This is a genomic window from Nocardioides sp. GCM10027114, from assembly GCF_042659625.1.
Lineage (GTDB): Bacteria > Actinomycetota > Actinomycetes > Propionibacteriales > Nocardioidaceae > Nocardioides.
In genome coordinates, this window is record NZ_JBHSSS010000013.1 from 50,216 (window position 1) to 67,648 (window position 17,433).

19 protein-coding genes are annotated in these 17,433 nt (G+C 72.2%); 6 read left to right on the plus strand and 13 right to left on the minus strand.

Translation table 11 applies throughout. The annotated features are described in order from the left end of the window. Positions 1–55: 55 nt before the first annotated feature. Entirely contained in the window at positions 56–2,878 is a 2,823-nt protein-coding gene (locus tag ACFP2E_RS07270; RefSeq protein WP_378524735.1) for a DEAD/DEAH box helicase family protein, read from the minus strand. 27 nt (positions 2,879–2,905) lie between these two features. Beyond that, positions 2,906–3,229, minus strand: coding sequence for a MerR family transcriptional regulator (locus tag ACFP2E_RS07275; protein ID WP_378524736.1), 324 nt, complete (start codon positions 3,227–3,229; stop codon positions 2,906–2,908). Positions 3,230–3,365: 136 nt separating this feature from the next. Between ACFP2E_RS07275 and ACFP2E_RS07280 the strand changes: the two genes are divergently transcribed. After that, a complete protein-coding gene (locus ACFP2E_RS07280) occupies positions 3,366–3,791 on the plus strand; it encodes an Hsp20/alpha crystallin family protein (protein WP_378524737.1) in 426 nt (141 codons plus the stop codon). Positions 3,792–3,904: 113 nt separating this feature from the next. Here the strand turns inward: ACFP2E_RS07280 and ACFP2E_RS07285 are convergent, their stop codons facing one another. From ACFP2E_RS07285 to ACFP2E_RS07305, 5 genes are all read right to left on the minus strand, one after another. Beyond that, positions 3,905–4,204, minus strand: coding sequence for a DUF4333 domain-containing protein (locus ACFP2E_RS07285; RefSeq protein WP_378524738.1), 300 nt, complete (start codon positions 4,202–4,204; stop codon positions 3,905–3,907). An 86-nt stretch (positions 4,205–4,290) separates the two neighbouring features. Further along, a complete protein-coding gene (locus ACFP2E_RS07290; protein WP_378524739.1) occupies positions 4,291–5,100 on the minus strand; it encodes a SipW-dependent-type signal peptide-containing protein in 810 nt (269 codons plus the stop codon). Further along, complete coding sequence (locus ACFP2E_RS07295) at positions 5,093–5,689, minus strand: signal peptidase I (protein ID WP_378524740.1); 597 nt, start codon at positions 5,687–5,689, stop codon at positions 5,093–5,095. Before ACFP2E_RS07295 ends, ACFP2E_RS07290 begins: the two co-directional genes overlap by 8 nt. A gap of 65 nt (positions 5,690–5,754) precedes the next feature. After that, positions 5,755–6,324 carry an alternate-type signal peptide domain-containing protein gene (locus ACFP2E_RS07300; RefSeq protein WP_378524741.1) on the minus strand — a complete coding sequence of 190 codons (570 nt, stop codon included), beginning with the start codon at positions 6,322–6,324 and terminating at the stop codon, positions 5,755–5,757. 419 nt (positions 6,325–6,743) lie between these two features. Continuing rightward, positions 6,744–7,079 (minus strand): MoaD/ThiS family protein, encoded by a 336-nt coding sequence (locus ACFP2E_RS07305; RefSeq protein WP_378524742.1) that lies wholly within the window; start codon positions 7,077–7,079, stop codon positions 6,744–6,746. Between the two features lie 43 nt (positions 7,080–7,122). Between ACFP2E_RS07305 and ACFP2E_RS07310 the strand changes: the two genes are divergently transcribed. Both ACFP2E_RS07310 and mshD read left to right on the plus strand, forming a co-directional pair. After that, on the plus strand, positions 7,123–7,875 hold the full coding sequence (locus ACFP2E_RS07310; protein ID WP_378524743.1) for a winged helix-turn-helix domain-containing protein: 753 nt from the start codon (positions 7,123–7,125) through the stop codon (positions 7,873–7,875). Positions 7,876–7,957: 82 nt separating this feature from the next. Then, complete coding sequence (mshD, locus tag ACFP2E_RS07315; RefSeq protein WP_378524744.1) at positions 7,958–8,785, plus strand: mycothiol synthase; 828 nt, start codon at positions 7,958–7,960, stop codon at positions 8,783–8,785. A 41-nt stretch (positions 8,786–8,826) separates the two neighbouring features. On the opposite strand, the gene ACFP2E_RS07320 is transcribed toward mshD, so the two are convergent. Genes ACFP2E_RS07320 through ACFP2E_RS07330 form a run of 3 tightly spaced genes read right to left on the minus strand, consistent with a single transcriptional unit; the run spans position 8,827 to position 10,818 of the window. Then, positions 8,827–9,798 (minus strand): YgfZ/GcvT domain-containing protein, encoded by a 972-nt coding sequence (locus ACFP2E_RS07320; RefSeq protein WP_378524745.1) that lies wholly within the window; start codon positions 9,796–9,798, stop codon positions 8,827–8,829. Between the two features lies 1 nt (position 9,799). Beyond that, complete coding sequence (locus ACFP2E_RS07325; protein WP_378524746.1) at positions 9,800–10,267, minus strand: Fur family transcriptional regulator; 468 nt, start codon at positions 10,265–10,267, stop codon at positions 9,800–9,802. Between the two features lie 56 nt (positions 10,268–10,323). After that, entirely contained in the window at positions 10,324–10,818 is a 495-nt protein-coding gene (locus tag ACFP2E_RS07330) for an FABP family protein (protein WP_378524747.1), read from the minus strand. Between the two features lie 35 nt (positions 10,819–10,853). Between ACFP2E_RS07330 and ACFP2E_RS07335 the strand changes: the two genes are divergently transcribed. Then, positions 10,854–11,228, plus strand: coding sequence for a DsrE family protein (locus ACFP2E_RS07335; protein ID WP_378524748.1), 375 nt, complete (start codon positions 10,854–10,856; stop codon positions 11,226–11,228). Positions 11,229–11,302: 74 nt separating this feature from the next. On the opposite strand, the gene ACFP2E_RS07340 is transcribed toward ACFP2E_RS07335, so the two are convergent. Then, positions 11,303–12,379, minus strand: a complete 1,077-nt coding sequence (locus tag ACFP2E_RS07340) for an alpha/beta hydrolase (protein WP_378524749.1) — start codon at positions 12,377–12,379, stop codon at positions 11,303–11,305. 109 nt (positions 12,380–12,488) lie between these two features. On the opposite strand from ACFP2E_RS07340, the gene ACFP2E_RS07345 reads away from it, so the two are divergent. Then, complete coding sequence (locus tag ACFP2E_RS07345) at positions 12,489–14,633, plus strand: RNA degradosome polyphosphate kinase (RefSeq protein WP_378524750.1); 2,145 nt, start codon at positions 12,489–12,491, stop codon at positions 14,631–14,633. Positions 14,634–14,704: 71 nt separating this feature from the next. After that, complete coding sequence (locus ACFP2E_RS07350; RefSeq protein ID WP_378524751.1) at positions 14,705–15,322, plus strand: DUF47 domain-containing protein; 618 nt, start codon at positions 14,705–14,707, stop codon at positions 15,320–15,322. Positions 15,323–15,411: 89 nt separating this feature from the next. Here the strand turns inward: ACFP2E_RS07350 and ACFP2E_RS07355 are convergent, their stop codons facing one another. Further along, complete coding sequence (locus ACFP2E_RS07355) at positions 15,412–16,410, minus strand: hypothetical protein (RefSeq protein ID WP_378524752.1); 999 nt, start codon at positions 16,408–16,410, stop codon at positions 15,412–15,414. A 140-nt stretch (positions 16,411–16,550) separates the two neighbouring features. Beyond that, positions 16,551–17,321 (minus strand): phosphate ABC transporter ATP-binding protein PstB, encoded by a 771-nt coding sequence (gene pstB / locus ACFP2E_RS07360; RefSeq protein WP_378524823.1) that lies wholly within the window; start codon positions 17,319–17,321, stop codon positions 16,551–16,553. Positions 17,322–17,433: the final 112 nt, after the last annotated feature.

Genomic DNA, 17,433 nt, shown 5'->3' on the forward strand with positions numbered 1-17,433 from the left:
CGCGCCCAACGCTGCGGCGCCCGCACTCATTCCCGCCCGCGTCACCGCCGTCACCTCACAGCCAGTGCCGGCGCAGCACGGTGGTCGCCGCGAACGGGTCGGCGCCCTGCTGGGCGGCGAGCACGCCGGCGCCCTCGGGCGAACCGGTGAAGAGCAGCCGGCCGCCGCCGATCCAGTGGGTCCAGGCCTCCCGGTAGGCGCCGGCCCGCTTGGCGTTGACGCCGAGGACCGCCGGGACCGGGTGCCACACCTCCCCGTCCGGGCGTACGCCGCGCAGGGCGGCCAACGCCCCGCCGCGGGTCCGCGGCGTCCGGCGCAGCCCGGGCGGGCCGGACAGCGCGTACCGGGACACGACGTACCGCGGCACGGCGACCGGCGCGAGCGCCTCGTCGAGGGCGGTGGCGAAGGCCGCGGCGTCCTCCTCCGTGGCGGCACCGCCGGTGTCGAGCCGGCAGCGGTGCTCTCCGCCGGGGTGGACCTCGACCACGACCGCGTCCGCACCGGCGCCGGTCAGCCCGGCCGCGTGGAGCGCGTCGGCGACCGCGGCGGCGACCCGGCCCAGCGACGGGGTGGCGGTGGCCGCGTCGGCGTAGGAGGTGACCCAGTCGCGCAGCGCGGCCGCCCGCTCGGGGCGGGTGAGGGGCCAGCTCGCGGCGGCCACCAGCGCGCCGCGCCAGCCGGTGACCCGCGGCGGCGGCTGCACGGCCGGGTCGCGCACCTCGATCCCCTCGGCGTGCGCGGCCAGCGGGGCCGGGGTGAGCGCGAGCCGGGTCACCGTGGCCTCCGGCTGGTCCACCGCAGGAGCCGCAGCCGGCGAGACGATCCGGAGGGTGGCAGCGACCTGGTCGCGGTACGGCTCCCCCACCCGCCACCGGTCGCGCACCTCGTCCCGGCCCGCGGCGCGGACCCGCATCCGGGCGTTGAGCGCGTCGAAGTCGGCCACCGGCGGCGGCGCGTAGGGCGAGAACGCGGGGTCGATGTGGGCCACCCCGTCGACGATGTCGCCGTCGTCGTCGACGCCGTGGAACCCCTCGTGCTTGCGGACCAGCCGCGCCCAGTCCTTGCCGCCGGTCGGGTGGTCCTCGGTGACGCACACGACCGTCCAGTTGACCGCGACCTTCTCCGTCCACGCGGGGTCGGTGCGCAGCGCGCGGCCGCGGGTCTGCACCACCGCGGTGAGTGTGGTGGCGGTGGTGAGGTCGACGAGTCCGGTGATCCGACGGGCGTCCCAGCCCTCGCCCAGCAGGCCGCGGGTGCCGACCAGCACCTGGCAGCGGCCCTCCTCGAAGAACTCCGTCACGGGTCCGACCCAGGCGCGCGACGTCCACGGCCCGGCCAGCTCGGCGACCTTGCCGTCGCCCTCGCGGACCTCGAGCCGGCCGGCCAGCCGGGGCACCCGCTCGCCGACGAACTCGGCCAGCTCCGCCAGCGTGGTGGCCGCGCCGGCGACGGTGCGACCGGTGACCAGCAGCGGACCGAGGTCGGCGGTGGCCGGGTCGGCGACCAGCGCCTCCACCGTCGCGTACGCCGAGCCCGACTGCGCGTCGATGACCCCCTGCAGGCCGGTGGGCAGCGTGGCCGAGGCGCGCTCGTGGTCGCACAGCACGAGCACCCGCGCGCCCGGTCCCAGCAGGTCCACCTCGTGGGCGACGATCTCGACGGCGGCCGTGGTCTTGGCCGCGGAGCGCGCCAGCACCCGGTCGACGGGCGTCCGCCCGCGGCGTACCCCCCGCTTGGTGAGGAGGTAGCCCACCGACGGCAGCGCCGCCCGCACCGACTCCAGCACCGCCGCGTCACGGGGGTCCTCGCTACGGGAGACGTGGGTGACCACCCAGTCGTCGAGCAGCGCGACCCAGTCGGCGGCGTCGGGGGCGCGGCGGTGCTCCTCGGTGAGCCTGGCACCCTCGGGGAGCGCGAGCAGGCCGGCGTGGCTGAGCCGCAGCGCGGCCGCGGTGAGCACCGGCTCGGCCTTGACGAGCTCGGCCCAGGTGCGGGTGTGCGGAACGGGCTGGACGAACCGGACCCGCAGCCACTCCAGGAACGGCACGGTCCCGAACGCCGGGTCGGTGAGGTACGTCGTGAGCTCGCTCCAGCGGGTGGCCTCCGAGGCCAGCCACTGGGCCTCGTGGGCGGTGGGCGCGGTCAGCCAGGCCAGCTCGGCGAACGGCGCGAGGTGGCCCTCCTTGACCACCGCCGGCACCCCGGCGCGGAAGGCGACCTCGCGGAACAGCTCGTGGACCAGTGCCGCCTGGTCCGCGGTCAGCGCGTCCGGCGGGGTTGCGGTGAGCCCGAGGACCCGGGCCTCCTCGAGGGTGTGCAGCAGCTCGCCGAGCAGCCGGCCCCAGACCTCCAGCAGGTGGTGGCACTCGTCGAGCACCAGCAGCAGCCCGTCGACCTGCTGCATCCGGGCGACCAGGTCGCGGCCGTTGGGGTGGAGCCGGTCGAGCAGGACGGTGCTGGGCGTCGACTCCACGTCCGGACCGGCTTCCGCGGCGACCGGAACCTCCGGCTCGTCCTCGGGGTCGTCGGCGACCTCGGCGTCGGGGTCGAAGACCGCGAGGGACTGGTAGGTGAGGCAGGTGACGGCGGCCGAGAGGTCGCGCTCGGTGCCGGCGTCGAGGCCGTGCGCGAGGGCCTGGGCGACCCACTGCGCCTGGATCGCGGTGTTGGGCGCGAGCACCACGGCGCGGGCCGCCACCCGGTCGGGCCCGTCGGCGAGCGCCGCCCCGATCGTCTCCAGGCCGACCCGGGTCTTGCCCGCCCCGGGCGGCAGCACCACCCAGGCCCGGCGTCGCCCGGCGTCCCAGGCCCGCGCCAGCGCGTCGAGCGCGAGCGCCTGGTGGGTGCGGAGCGGCGGCGGCTCCGGAGGAGCGGTCACGGCCGCCAGTCTGGCAGCCGCGGCGGCTCAGCGGCGGCGCTTCGGCCCGACCGCCGCCCGCAGCTCCTCGACCTCGCGCTCCAGCAGCCGCAGCCGCTCGAGCCGGGCCTCCAGCGTGGCCTCGAGCTCGAGCACCTTGGCGACGCCGGCCAGGTTGAGGCCCTCGTCGAGCAGGTCGCGGATCCGGTGCAGCCGCTCCACGTCCTGCGGGGAGTAGCGGCGGGTGCCACCCGGCGTACGGTCGGGCTCGACCAGGCCGCGCCGTTCGTAGACGCGGAGGTTCTGCACCTGCATCGAGACCATCTCGGCGGCCACCGAGATGGCGTAGACCCCCCGGTCGCTCGCTGCCATCGGCCGGCTCCTCTCAGCCACTTGACCCTCAGCCACTTGACTTCATCTGACCCCCGCGCTACAAGGAATATGTAACAGCGGATACAGGTTATCCCACCCGAAGGCATCAGATCGAGAGGAGAAGGAGGAGACCGTGATGCTGCTCCGCAACACCGACCCGTTCCGTGAGTTCGACCGTCTGACCCAGCAGATGTTCGGCACCACCAACCGTCCCGCCGTCATGCCGATGGACGCCTGGCGCGAGGGCGACAGCTTCGTGATCGAGTTCGACCTGCCGGGCGTCTCGCCCGAGAGCATCGACCTCGACGTCGAGCGCAACGTGCTCACCGTCCGCGCCGAGCGGGTCGCCCGCAACGGCGACTGGGAGATGCTCGCCTCCGAGCGTCCCCGCGGCATGTTCAGCCGCCAGCTCGTCCTCGGCGACAACCTCGACCTCGACAAGATCGAGGCCACGTACGACGGCGGCGTGCTGCGCCTGAAGGTCCCCGTCGCCGAGAAGGCCAAGCCGCGCAAGATCGAGGTCACCACCGGCGACGCCGGCCGCACCGCGATCGAGGCCTGACCCACCTCAACCGCCCAGCACTTCATCCCTCCAGGTCGCCGAGCTGCCACCAGTTGCCGCCCGAAACGGCGCGAGCTGCCACCAGTTGCCCGCGGAGCCGGCGCGAGGGGTCGCTAGTTGACCTCCTCGGCGACCTGGATGGAGAAGTTCACCTCGTCGCCGTCGACCGAGGTCACCTCGACGTCGACGTCGATGTTGTCCTCGCCGGCGTACAGCAGGCAGGTCATCGTCGCGCCGACCTCGGCATCGAGGTCGCCGGGGCACTCGATCCGGTCGGGGGTCTGGCCGACCTCGGCCTCGAGCTGGGTCGAGATCTGCTCCTCGACGTCGGTCTTGTCGACGGCATCGGCCGAGCAGCCGGCGAGGGTGCCGACGGCGACCAGCGTGAGCGTGACCAAGGCAGTGCGGCGCATGGGAATCCTTTGCGGTCGGGCTCCCCGACGGAGTGCTGTGGCGTTCATTGCTACCACGCCATGGCCCACCGCGCGCCCACGTCGAATCAGCAGGCCGCCGACAGATCGGACTCCCAGGTGCCCGACCCGAACAAGGCGCGCATCTTGACCAGGCCCAGTGGCGTGGGTATCTGCACACTTCTCGCTGTTGATCCAAGATCATCGCCGACCTGCAGACCTGCTACGTAGAGGCGGTACCCAGTCGCGCCCGGCACTTCCCCCCACGAGACAGTCACCTGCCCCAGCACCGGTGCCGAGCACGCAATGGTGGGCGCCTTGATCGCCGGCGTCGCGATCCGGGTCCCGTTGACCGGCACCGGGTCGGACCAGTGGCCGGCGGTGGTCGAGCCGGTGACGGTGATCCCGAGATCACTGGTCCTGCCCGCCACCGACGTCTCCGCGTTCGACTTCAGTCGCACCTCGACGCAGATCGACTCGCTGGCCCCCGGCGCGAGCGGCGCGCCCCCGACCGGGGTGCCACCTGAGCAACCCGTGCCGCTCGGAGTGCCACCCACGACAACCGAGCGCTCCAGCGCCCCGTGAACAGCGCTGTTGCTGCCGGCGAACCCCACCGAGTAGGCGGCCGGAAGGTTCCCGTTGTTGCGCACGGTCAGCGAGGCCGCGCGCACGGTGCCGGGGGTCCACCAATCCTGACTGAGCCCTGCGAACCCCGTGATCGAGTCCGCACCGTTCACGAGGACATCGACCCGCCCGGTCTGCACCGTCACGCCCGGGACCGACTTGGCATCGGTCCAGGCCGCCAGGGTCTCCCCGCTGCCGAGCCCGAGTAACGCCAGCGCCGACAGGCCACCGACCAGCCGCGCCGCAGCCCGGCGGGTCGTCCTCGCCCTAGTCACGAGCCACCTCCAGGAGCGCCTCCGACTGCTGCGCCTCCTCCTCGGGCCGCTCGGGCCGGCGCACCCGGTCAAGAGCCGCGCCCCCGAACATGACGAGCGCATAGAGCAGCAGGCCCCCGGCCAGCAGCACCGTTCCGACTGTCCGCTTCTGCGAATCCAGGAATGTCGTGACGTAGCCGAGCCAGGGCACGAAGTACCACCGCTTGCCGACGAGCTGGATCTCGCGCACCGGCGCCGGGTCGGCGACGTCGTTGGCGTCCCCCTTCGTCACGAAGACCATCTCTCCGCCCATGTCGAAGCCGATGCTGACCACCCGGTGGGTGACCACCGTCGGGTCGTTCTCGCGCGGCATGAACGTGATGACGTCGCCGACGGCAATGTCCGCGGCCTCCACCGGCCGGACCACCACGAGGGTGCCCGGCGGCATCACCGGCGACATCGAGCCGGTCGTCACGGCGAGCGGTTGCGCGCCGTCCAGTCGCGGGATGACCACTGCGGCCAACGCCGATCCCACGACGACTAGGAGCAGGACCACCTCACCGACGCGGCGTACGCCGGCGAGGACTGAGTCCGAGGCTGTGTCCACCATGGCAGTCACCGGCGGTCCCGCGGCGAGGTCGCCGCGGGACCGCCTGGCTGGGAACCTGCCGGCCGTCAGGCCGGGTTGGTCGGCGTCTTGACCGTGACGGTGATGGCGTCGAGCGTCGCCGCGAGATTCTGGGTCGCGTTCTCCGCTGCGGTGGGCAGGACCACCTTGATCGTTGCCTTGATCGTGTCGCCGTTATCCACAGCAGCACCCGAACTGATCGCGTCTGTACCCCGGTGGTACTCGGCCGTCACATTGCCGTTTCGAAGAAGGGTGGCCAGCGCGTTCTCTCCCGACACGGTCGGGGCGGCGAGCTGCAGGTTCGCCTTGATGCCGTGTCCCTCGGCCGACACCGTGAAGGTGCACACACGAGTCAGAATGTTGCCGGGGGCCAGTTTCTCCGGGAGCAGGTTCTCCTGGAGCGCATCGGGCGTGAGCTCGGTGGCCGTGAGGTCATTGGCGTCGGCCTTCAGCTCCCACTTCAGGCAGGCAGGATCCACGAGGGCGAGCCTGCCGCTCTGGATACCAGCCTTGTCGATGGACTGCCCGTCGGTCCACGACGCCTGCGTGCCCAGACCCCCCAGCAGCAGCAGCGCGGCGGCCGATGCGGCCAGAGCCCCCTTGGTCGACTTCTTCACTTCTCTTCCCCTCCCGGTTAGATGGCCACAGGCGGCCGTGGAAAGACGTCCACCCCTCCCCGGTGGACGTCCCGGGACGTTCTACCCAAATTTGGGGAGGACGGTTGCCTTTAACGACGATTGGTTACGCCGGTCCAGACCAGTCGCCGGGGCCTGGGTAAAGAGATCCCGGATCCCGGGACCTCCGTCCCGGGATCCACTTGCATGGCCTCGAACGGGGGAAGCGCGCATCGGCGCGGTCCGCGGCCGGTCGCCTCATCCGGCCGCTGACATCCCCTCGCCGCGCCCCTGGGCATCGCGGCGGGAGGTGCCGCTCACCCGTGATGCCGAGGGCCGCTCCTCGCCCCCACCGAGAGCGGCCCTCGGCGCGTGCCCGGACCCCGGCCGACGTCGGCACGCCACGTGGCAGGAAGCCGGGATCAGCCGCCGGCGAACGGCGGGAGGTACTCCACGCGGTCACCCGGCGAGACCGTGACGGTCTCCGGGTCGTTCGTCCCGGCCGGCTTCTCGCCGACCAGTACCGAGCAGATCGAGAGCACCTGCGGCAGCCGCGTGCCGTCGTGCAGCGCACCGGCCCGGCGGGTCACCTCGGCCAGCGAGAGCGGCCCGTCGACGGGCACCTCGTCGGTCTCCACGCCGGCCGCCCAGCGCGCCGAGGCCCAGTAGCGCACGGTGACGACACCGGCCGCGCCGGCAGCATCGACGACCGTGTCGGCCGTCTCACCCGTGCCCGAACCTCCCGTGACGTCGCTCATGCCTCGATATCCTTCCGTATCGGCGCAACCGGGAGGAGGCCCCATGAGCACCCTGCTGCTGCTCACGAGCGCCCTCCAGCCGAGCGCGGAGGTCGTGCCGGCGCTCGGCCTGCTGGCCCACCAGGTCAAGATCCTGCCCGCCGAGGGCAGCGCCCTGATCGACGCTCCGGACGCCGACCTGCTGCTCGTCGACGGCCGCCAGGACCTCGCCCACGCCCGCGACCTGTGCCGCCTCATCAGGATGACCGGTACCGACGTGCCGCTGCTCCTCGTGGTCACCGAGGGCGGGCTCTCGGTCGTCGCCCACGACTGGGGCATGGACGACGTCGTCCTCCACACCTGCGGGCCCGCCGAGCTCGAGGCGCGCATCAAGCTCGCCGTCGGCCGGCTGGCCGCGCAGCGGGTCGCCGAGGACCCCGACGCCCACGTCATCCGCACCGGCGAGGTCGTCGTCGACGACGCGACGTACACCGCCAAGATCGGCGGCCGCGTCCTCGACCTGACGTTCAAGGAGTTCGAGCTCCTCAAGTACCTCGCCCAGCACCCCGGCCGGGTCTTCACCCGCCAGCAGCTGCTCCAGGAGGTGTGGGGCTACGACTACTTCGGCGGCACCCGCACGGTCGACGTCCACGTACGCCGCCTGCGGGCCAAGCTCGGCCCCGAGCACGAGACGCTCATCGGCACCGTCCGCAACGTCGGCTACCGGTTCGTGCTCCCGGCCAAGGACCGCGACCGCGCCTCCGACAGCGGCGACCCGAAGGCGGCCGAGCGCGAGGACTCCGAGGCCGGGGCCTGAGGCTCGCACCGGACGTCATACGAACCGGTCGGTATAGCGACCGGAACGTATGACGTTGCCCGCGGCTCCTAGGGTGGACCGGGTGAGCGACATCGACCGCATCAACCGGATCGCCGAGGCCGCCGAGCAGGCGGACGGGGCCGCGCCCATCGACGAGGCGACGTGGCTGGCGATCCGGCGCGGGATCGGTGTCCACGAGTGGGTCACCGACGAGGGCTTCGCGCTCGTGATCGGCGACGACCTCAGCCTCTGCGTCCATCCCGACCACCGCGGCGAGGGCGTCGGCGCGCGGCTGCTCGGGCAGGCGCTGGCCGAGCAGGACCACCCCGGGCTACAGGCGTGGTCGCACGCCGACCACCCGGCTGCCGCGCGGCTCGCGGAGGCGCACGGCTTCGAGCGGGTCCGCGAGCTGTGGGTGATGCGGCGCCTCACCAGCGAGCAGCTCCCGGTCGTGCCGACCCTCGACGCAGCGATCATCCGCGTCTTCGAGCCGGGCGACGAGGACGAGCTCATCCGCGTCAACGCCGAGGCCTTCGCCCACCACCCCGAGCAGGGCGCCATGGACGCCGGCAACCTCGCCGACCGGATGGCGCAGTCGTGGTACGACCCGACCGGCCTGCTGGTCGCCGACTCCGGCGACGGCCACCTGGTCGGCTTCCACTGGACCAAGCAGCACTCGCCCGAGGTCGGCGAGGTGTACGTCGTCGGGGTCGCCCCCGAGGCACAGGGCACCGGCGTCGGCCGCGCGCTCACCCTCGCCGGGCTCGAGCACATGGCGGGCAAGGGCGTCGACGAGGTCATCCTCTACGTCGAGTCCGACAACGAGCCGGCCAAGGCGGTCTACACCAAGCTCGGGTTCACCCACGCCGACCTGGACACCCACGTGATGTACCGGCGGCCGGAGGCCTGAGCCCGGGGTACGCGCGCGAGCCGGCACCCGGGCGGGGCGGCTCAGCGCAGGTTCGGCCGGACGTGCAGCCCGACCTCGGGGTCGACGACGACCTCCTGGCCGGCCGGCATGCCGTCGACCTCGAGGGTCGCGTCGACCGGGACGTTGCGCTTGACCAGCCCGAGCGCGATCGGGCCGAGCTCGTGGTGGCGGGCGGAGGTGCCGACGAAGCCGACGACCTTGTCGCCGTGCTTCAGCTCCGCGCCCACCGCGGGCAGCCGGTTCTCGGAGCCGTCGAGGTGCAGCAGCACCAGCCGGCGCGGCGGCCGGCCCAGCGTGTGCACCCGGGCCACCGTCTCCTGACCGCGGTAGCAGCCCTTGTCGAGGTGGACCGCCGAGCCGATCCAGCCGGCCTCGTTGGGGATCGTCCGGTGGTCGGTGTCGAGGCCCAGCCGCGGCTCGCCCTGCGCGATCCGCAGCGCCTCGAACGCCCACAGCCCGCACGCCGGCCCCGCCGCCTCGGCGTACGCCGGCAGCTGGGCGCGCGGGACGAGCTCGTAGCGGGCGTAGAAGTCGGTGGCCGCCGGCGCGTCGTCGTCGGTCGACCGCGGCCGCCAGGTGACGGCGAGCTCGTCGGTGACCAGCGCGACCTCGACCCGCATCATGAACCGCATCCGGTCGAGGAACTCCACCAGCGCGGCGCCCTGCCCGGGCTCGGTGTGGGCGAGGAACGTCTCGCCGTCGTCGAAGCCGTAGAACGCGTGCTCGACGTGGCCGTTGGGGCTGAGCACCAGCACGCCGGTCCACTGCTTCGGCGGCAGGTCGGTGAGGTGCTGGGTGGTCAGCGAGTGCAGCCAGGTCAGCCGGTCGGGGCCGGTCACGCGGAGGACGTCGCGGTGGGACAGGTCGACGAACCCGCTGCCCGAGGCGAGCGTGCGCTGCTCGGTGTTGAACGAGCCGTAGTGGGCGGCCACGTCGGCGTCGACGCCGTCGCCGGCGACGGCGCCCGGCAGGTCCAGCAGGGGGCTTCTCATCTCACTCTTCCTCGGTCGGCTGCGTCTGGGTCGACTCCGTCGACGGTACGTCGGGCCGGCAGTCCCGGCCCTCGGCGCAGGTGCCGAAGACCGTCAGGTGCCCGACGTCGGCGTCGAAGCCGTGCTGCTCGTGCAGCGTCGCCAGCAGCGGCCGCAGCACATCAGGGTCAACGGACACGACGCGGTGACAATTCCGGCACACCAGGTGGAAGTGCTCGTGGCCGCCGACCGAGTGGTACGTCGGCGCCCGGTCGGACAGGTGCGCGTGGCGGACCAGCCCGAGCTCCTCGAGCACCTCGAGGGTGCGGTAGACGGTGGAGACGTTGACGGCGGCCGAGTGGCGGCGTACCTCCGCGAGGACCTCGTCGGGGGTCGCGTGGCCGAGCCGGTCGACCGCCTGCAGGATCAGCTCGCGCTGCGGCGTGAGCCGGTAGCCGCTGCCGCGGAGCTTCTCCCGCCAGTCGTTCATGCCCTGCGACCCTCACCGGGTCTCGAGGCTCGCTCCGCTCGCACCTCGACCACCGGTTACGCGCGCTGGAGCCGGGCCCACAGGTGGGGCTGCAGCGCCTGGCCGACCGCGGCCATGTCGTAGGCGTAGAGCAGGTCGCCCTCGACGTTGCCGTAGAGGCGCTTGCCGCCGGTGACCTCCTTGGCGGACTCGGTGCGGACGACCGCGTCGGTCGTCAGGTCGAGCTTGCCGCCGTCGGCCTCGCCGTACCAGACCTCCGTGAAGCCGGTGTTGTGCGTGAGCAGCAGCTCGACCTTGCCCTCGGGGCGGCAGCGCAGGAAGCCGGTCTCGATCGCGGCGTCGCGGACCTTCTCGCCCTTGTCGTCGATGATCCAGGCCCGCGACATGTAGTGGAAGAACGGCCGCCCGTCGTGGGTGAAGATCAGCTCCTGGCCGAACTGGAACGCGTCGATCGTCGGGTAGTCGCCGTGCCCGTTGCCGCGCCAGGTGCCGAGCATCCACGCGACGGGGCCACAGTCGGGATGGAGGTTCTCGGGGAGCTCGAACGGCATGGGGGCGAGTCTAGGCACGCCCTACTCTGGGGCGCATGTCGAGCACCGCCGCCCGTCCCCTGGTCGTCAAGGTCACCTGTGGCGCGGAGGACGCCGAACGCTGCAACCAGGCGTTCACCGTCGCCGCCACGGCCGCCGCGTCGGGCGCCGAGGTGTCGCTGTGGCTGACCGGCGAGGCGGCCTGGTTCGGGGTCCCCGGGAGGGCCGAGGAGTTCTCTCTCCCCCACGCCGCGCCGCTGTCCGACCTGCTCGAGACGCTGCTCGCGGCGGGGACGGTCACGGTCTGCACCCAGTGCGCCGTACGCCGCGACATCGCGGAGGGCGACGTGCGCGAGGGGGTCCGGATCGCCGGCGCGGCCGTCTTCGCCGAGGAGGTCCTGCGCCCGGACGTGCAGGCGCTGGTCTACTGATCAGCCCGGACAGTTCGTGACCTTCGGGTCGCCGAAACGCCTCCGGAGCGACCCGAACGTCACGAACTATCGAGTCAGCCGGCGACCGGCGCGCTCGTCAGGGCCGCCCGCAGCTTCGCCGCGATCTGGGCGACGGCCGCGCGTGAGGTGCGCCCGGCGCCCACCATGTTGAAGAAGCCGTGGATCTGGTCCGGGAACCGCTTGAGCTCTACCTCGACGCCCGCGTCGGCCAGCTTGCGGGCGTAGGCCTCGCCCTCGTCGCGCAACGGGTCGTAGCCCGCGGTGACGACGTACGCCGGCGCGAGCCCGGCGGGGACGTCGGCGAGCAGCACGCTGAGCCGCGGGTCCTCGTGGGTGGCCGGGTCCGGAGCGTACGCCTCGAGCGTGACCTCGATGAACCGGCTGGTCAGGTAGAAGCCCTCCGCGAAGAGCTCGCGGCTCCTGGTGCCGCCGCGCAGGTCGGTCCCGGGATAGACGAGCAGCTGGAACGCCAGCGGCAGCCCCGCCTCGGCGGCCGCGAGGGCGACACCTGCGGCCAGGTTGCCGCCGGCCGAGTCACCGCCCACCGCGATCCGCTGCGGGTCGACCCCCAGCGACTCGGCGTTCTCGACAACCCAGCGGTGCGCGGCCAACGCGTCCTCGTACGCCGCGGGGAACGGGTGCTCGGGTCCCAGCCGGTAGTCGACCGCGAGCACCTGGACACCCGAGCGCTCCGCGACGAACCGGCAGGCGGCGTCGTGGGAGTCGAGGTCGCCGTACGCCCAGCCGCCGCCGTGGAAGAACAGCAGCAGCGGGTGGCCGGCGCCGTTGCCGGAGACGGCCACCTTCTCGGTCGGCACGTACAGCCGCCCGGGCAGGTCCCCCAGCGGCAGGTCCCGCACCGCACCGATGGGCTGGTTCCCGCCGGCCAGCCGGGCCTGCCGCAGCATCGCGCGACGCGCGTCCTCGATGGCGAGCGTCTCCGGCCCGGGCTCCCGCACCAGCTGCTGCAGCCGCTGCATCAGCTGGGTGTCGACCGCGAGCGTCTGTCCGTCCACGACCACGGGCGGACCGGCCAGCAGCCGCTGCACCCGCTCCGGGAGGGCGAGGGCGGTGCGGAACGTGAGGGACTCTGCTGCGTGCCCGAGGCGGGCGAGGTCGGGGCGGCTCACGGTCCGGCAACCTACCGGCGGTACGGCCCTGCTGAACAGGGCGCTCGCCGGGTGGACCTCACCGGTTCGGGTCGCCCACCGTTCCCGCATCGGTGCCACACTGGCCCACATGCACCCCGAGAGCGAAGCCCTGGACGACGCCGCTCTCAGCGAGACCTTCGACGTCGACCCTCCCTATGTCCCCGACGACGAGTCACTCGCTGCGGTCGAGAAGTACGACGACCGGTTCCTCGACCGCGAGCTCTCCTGGCTGCACTTCAACCAGCGGGTCCTCGAGCTGGCCGAGGACCCCGAGCTGCCGCTGCTCGAGCGAGTGCGCTTCCTGGCGATCTTCGCCAGCAACCTCGACGAGTTCTTCATGGTCCGGGTCGCCGGCCTCAAGCGCCGCATCGCCGCCGGCGTGGCCGTCAAGGCGGCCTCCGGCCTGCTGCCGCGGGAGGTCCTCGAGCAGATCTGGACCGAGACCCGGGCGCTGATGGAGCGGCACGCGCGGGTGTTCCGCGACGACGTCGTGCCGGCGCTGGAGGACGAGAAGATCCAGCTCGTCCGGTGGTCCGAGCTCGACAAGGAGGAGCAGAAGACCTGCAAGCGGCTCTTCAAGGACCGCGTCTTCCCCGTGCTCACCCCGCTGGCCGTCGACCCGGCGCACCCGTTCCCCTACATCTCCGGGCTGTCGCTCAACCTCGCGGTCCTGGTGCGCAACCCCAAGACCGACAAGCAGCACTTCGCCCGGGTGAAGGTGCCGCCGATCTTCAACCGGTTCGTGCCCCTGGGCAACCAGCGGTTCGTGCCGCTCGAGGACGTCATCGGCGAGCACCTGCGTCGGCTGTTCCCCGGCATGGAGGTGCTCGAGTACCACACCTTCCGGGTCACCCGGAACGAGGATCTCGACGTCGAGGAGGACGACGCCGAGAACCTCCTCGCCGCCCTCGAGAAGGAGCTGCTGCGTCGCCGGTTCGGCCCGCCGGTCCGCCTCGAGGTGGAGGAGTCGATCTCCGCCGCGGTGCTGGACCTGCTGGTCTCCGAGCTCGGCGTCTCCGACGACGAGGTGTTCCGGCTCCGCGGCCCGCTCGACCTGACGGGCCTGCACGACATCGCCGACCTCTCCCGCGACGACCTGCGCTTCCCTTCGTTCATCCCGACCACCCACCACAAGCTGGCCGAGGTCGAGTCCGCGGCGCCCGTCGACGTCTTCAAGGCGACCCGGCGCCACGACGTGCTGCTGCACCACCCGTACGACTCGTTCGCCACCAGCGTGCAGCGGTTCATCGAGCAGGCCGCCGCCGACCCGCATGTGCTGGCCATCAAGCAGACCCTCTACCGCACCTCCGGCGACTCCCCGATCATCGACGCCCTGGTCGACGCCGCCGAGTCCGGCAAGCAGGTGCTGGTGATCGTCGAGATCAAGGCCCGCTTCGACGAGCAGGCCAACATCCGCTGGGCGCGGCAGCTGGAGCAGGCCGGCTGCCACGTCGTCTACGGCCTGGTCGGGCTGAAGACGCACTGCAAGCTGGCGCTGGTGGTGCGAGACGAGCCCGAGGGCATCCGCCGCTACGTCCACCTCGGCACCGGCAACTACAACTCCAAGACCGCGCGGATGTACGAGGACATCGGCCTGATGACCACCGACCCGGTCATCACCGAGGACGTCGCCCACCTGTTCAACAACCTCAGCGGACTGTCCCGCAACGCCTCCTACGAGCGGCTGCTGGTGGCGCCGGACTCCATCCGGACCGGGCTCGTCGAGCAGATCCACGCCGAGATCAGCCACCACCGGGCCGGCCGCCCGGCGCGGATCCTGTTCAAGGCCAACTCCGTGGTCGACGAGGCCGTCATCGACGCGCTCTACCTCGCGTCCCAGGAGGGGGTGCCGGTGCAGCTGCTGGTGCGCGGCATCTGCGCGCTGCGACCCGGCGTACCCGGACTGTCGGAGACGATCGAGGTGCGCTCGATCCTCGGCCGGTTCCTCGAGCACAGCCGGGTCTTCTGGTTCGACAACGGGGGCTCCCCCAACGTCTGGATCGGCTCGGCCGACCTGATGCACCGCAATCTCGACCGCCGGGTGGAGGTGCTGTCGCCGATCCCCAGTGAGGACGACGTGCGCGACGTCGGCGAGCTGCTCGAGCGCGCGTTCGCTCCGGAGACCGCGGCGTGGGAGCTCGACGCCAGCGGGACGTGGCACCGCAACGAGGGCACCGAGGACCTCCAGGCGATGCTCATCGAGCGGCAGCGGAAGCGGCGCAGCGGCTCCTGAGTCCGGCGGCGACGCGGGCACGCCTTACAGTTGTTGACTGTTCTGCTCCGCCTCTCCCCCGAGGGTTCACCGTGGGTTTCCGCTTCCGCCAGGTCGACAACTCCGTGTACGACCTGTTCACCGTCTCCGCACAGCACCTGGTCGTGGGGGCTGACCTGCTGGCGGAGATCCTCAACGAGAGCGCCGACCGCGAGGACGTCGCGGCCCGCATGCGCGAGGCCGAGCACGTGGCCGACGAGACGACCCACGAGATCGTCCGGCGGGTCAACAAGTCGCCCGCCATGCCGTTCGACCGCGACGACATCTACGCGCTCGCGTCCGGTCTCGACGACGTCATGGACCTCATGGAGGAGGCGGTCGACCTGATCGTCGTCTACGAGGTCAAGGAGCTGCCGACCCAGCTGTCCGAGCAGGTCGACGTCCTCCAGCGCTGTGCCGAGGTCACCGCCGACGCGATGCCGCGGCTGCGGGCCATGCAGGACCTCGACGAGTACTGGATCGAGATCAACCGCCTCGAGAACGCCGGCGACAAGAACCACCGCCGCACCCTCGCCCACCTCTTCGGCGGCAGCTTCGACGCCATGCAGGTCCTCAAGCTCAAGGACATCGTCGAGTCGCTCGAGAGCGCGATCGACGCGTTCGAGCAGGTCGCGAACATCGTCGAGCAGATCGTGGTCAAGAACTCCTGAGGCTGGGTGCTTCGGGGCGGGGCCGGGACGTCATACGTTCCGGTCGCTATAGCCACCACTTCGTATGACGTCCCGGCCGGGGCAGTGGCTCAGGCGGCGGGGAGACCGGGGCAACCGGCCGCGCCCAGCGCCCGGGCGATCTGGGCGAAGAAGTCGTCGGGCGCCACCCGGAGCCCCAGCAGCGGCAGCCTGAGGACCGTGTCCGCCTGCAGCGTCACGTCGTTGTGGCGCAGCGCGTCCGCCACGACGTTCTGCGCCCACTGGTGGTGGATGCCGTCGACCTCGACCACCACCGACCACGCGTCCCAGTAGACGTCCAGGAAGTACGAGCCGCGCGGCCCCCGGCGCAGCACCTGACGCGACGGCTCCGGCAGGCCGCGGCGTCGGCACTCCCGCGCCAGCTCCAGCTCCCCGAGGGACTGCACTCCCCCGAGCAGGTCCAGCAGCACGCCGTGGATGAAGCCGCGACGGCGGTCACGGAGGACGCGGAGCATCTCGACCGACAGCTGCTCGGCCGTGACCAGCCCCTGCTGCACGGCCATGGTCAGCACGAGCGCCGCCTGCTTGTTCGACGCCGCCCAGAGGGCGGCCCGCACGGCCGCCACCTCCACGCGCGTCCGCGGGACCCCGTGGCCGGCTGCCCGGTCGTCGGGGTGCAGCCGCCGCGTCTGCCGGATGTCGACCCCCCGCGCCCGGCGAACCCGGGCACCGCGCGGCACGGAGACCCGGATCCGCTCGACGTCGAACTTGCGCAGCCCCGCTGCCTGGAGAGCCGAGGCGCCGTCGAGCAGCGCTCGGGGTCCGGCCTCGAACACCGCGGCCCAGCGCCGGGACTCGTCCGACAGCGCGCCCGTGTGCACGACCAGCGACTGGCTGGCCACGCGCTGCCACCGGCCGGCCCGCACGTTGGCGCGGACCTCGGCCCGGGTCATGCCCGCGGCGTACACCTGCGGCCGGCTCAGCACCCCGGCCTGTCGGGCGGCCAGGCGCTCCACCCGGCGGCGCCGGGCGGCCCGCAGCGACGCCGTACGGCGCGGACGGTCGTCGTCCACGGCGGCTCGGCGGGCGGGTCGGGGTGGCTGCGGCACGGCCACCACCCTGCCCCGATCCGGCGGACCCTGCGGCCGACCGACGGTCCACCTGTGGAAAGGCCCCCGTAACGTCATACGGTCCGGTCGCTATAGCGACCGGACCGTATGACGTTGCCCGCTGGTGCTCGACAGCCAGATCAGCCGAAGCGGCCGGAGATGTAGTCCTCGGTGCGCTTGTCGGCCGGGTTGGCAAAGATCTTCTGGGTCTGGTTGAACTCGACCAGGAGACCGGTGCGGTTGCCGGTGGTCTCGTCCGGACGGGCGGTGAAGAACGCCGTCCGGTCGGAGACGCGCGCGGCCTGCTGCATGTTGTGGGTGACGATGATGATCGTGAAGTCGTCCCGCAGCTGCAGCATCAGGTCCTCGACGCGCGCGGTGGCGATCGGGTCCAGCGACGAGCACGGCTCGTCCATGAGGATCACGTCCGGCTTGGTCGCGATGGTCCGCGCGATGCACAGACGCTGCTGCTGACCGCCCGAGAGGCCGTACGCCGACTGCTTGAGCTTGTCCTTGACCTCGTCCCAGAGCGCGGCCCCCCGCAGCGCCTCCTCGACCAGGTCGTCCATGTTGTCGACCTTCATGCCGGTGACCTTGGGACCGTAGGCGATGTTGTCGTAGATGGACTTCGGGAAGGGGTTCGGCTTCTGGAACACCATGCCGATGTGGGTGCGGACCTGGATGGGGTCCACGTCCTTGGCGTAGATGTTCTGGCCGTGGTACATCACCTCGCCCTCGACGCGCGCGCCCGGGACCAGGTCGTTCATCCGGTTCAGGCAGCGCAGCACCGTCGACTTGCCGCAGCCCGACGGGCCGATCAGCGCCGTGATCTCGTTGCGCCCGAAGGCCAGGTTTACGTCGTGCACGGCGTGGAAGTCGCCGTAGAAGACGTTCAGCCCGAAGGCCTCCATGACCGGCTCAGGGGGCAGGTCGGGCAGGGTGCGGTCGGCCTCGTCGTGGGCGTCGGCGAAGGTGCTCACGGGACCAGTGTCGCCCTTCCGCACGGTGACGGTGTTGGGGTGG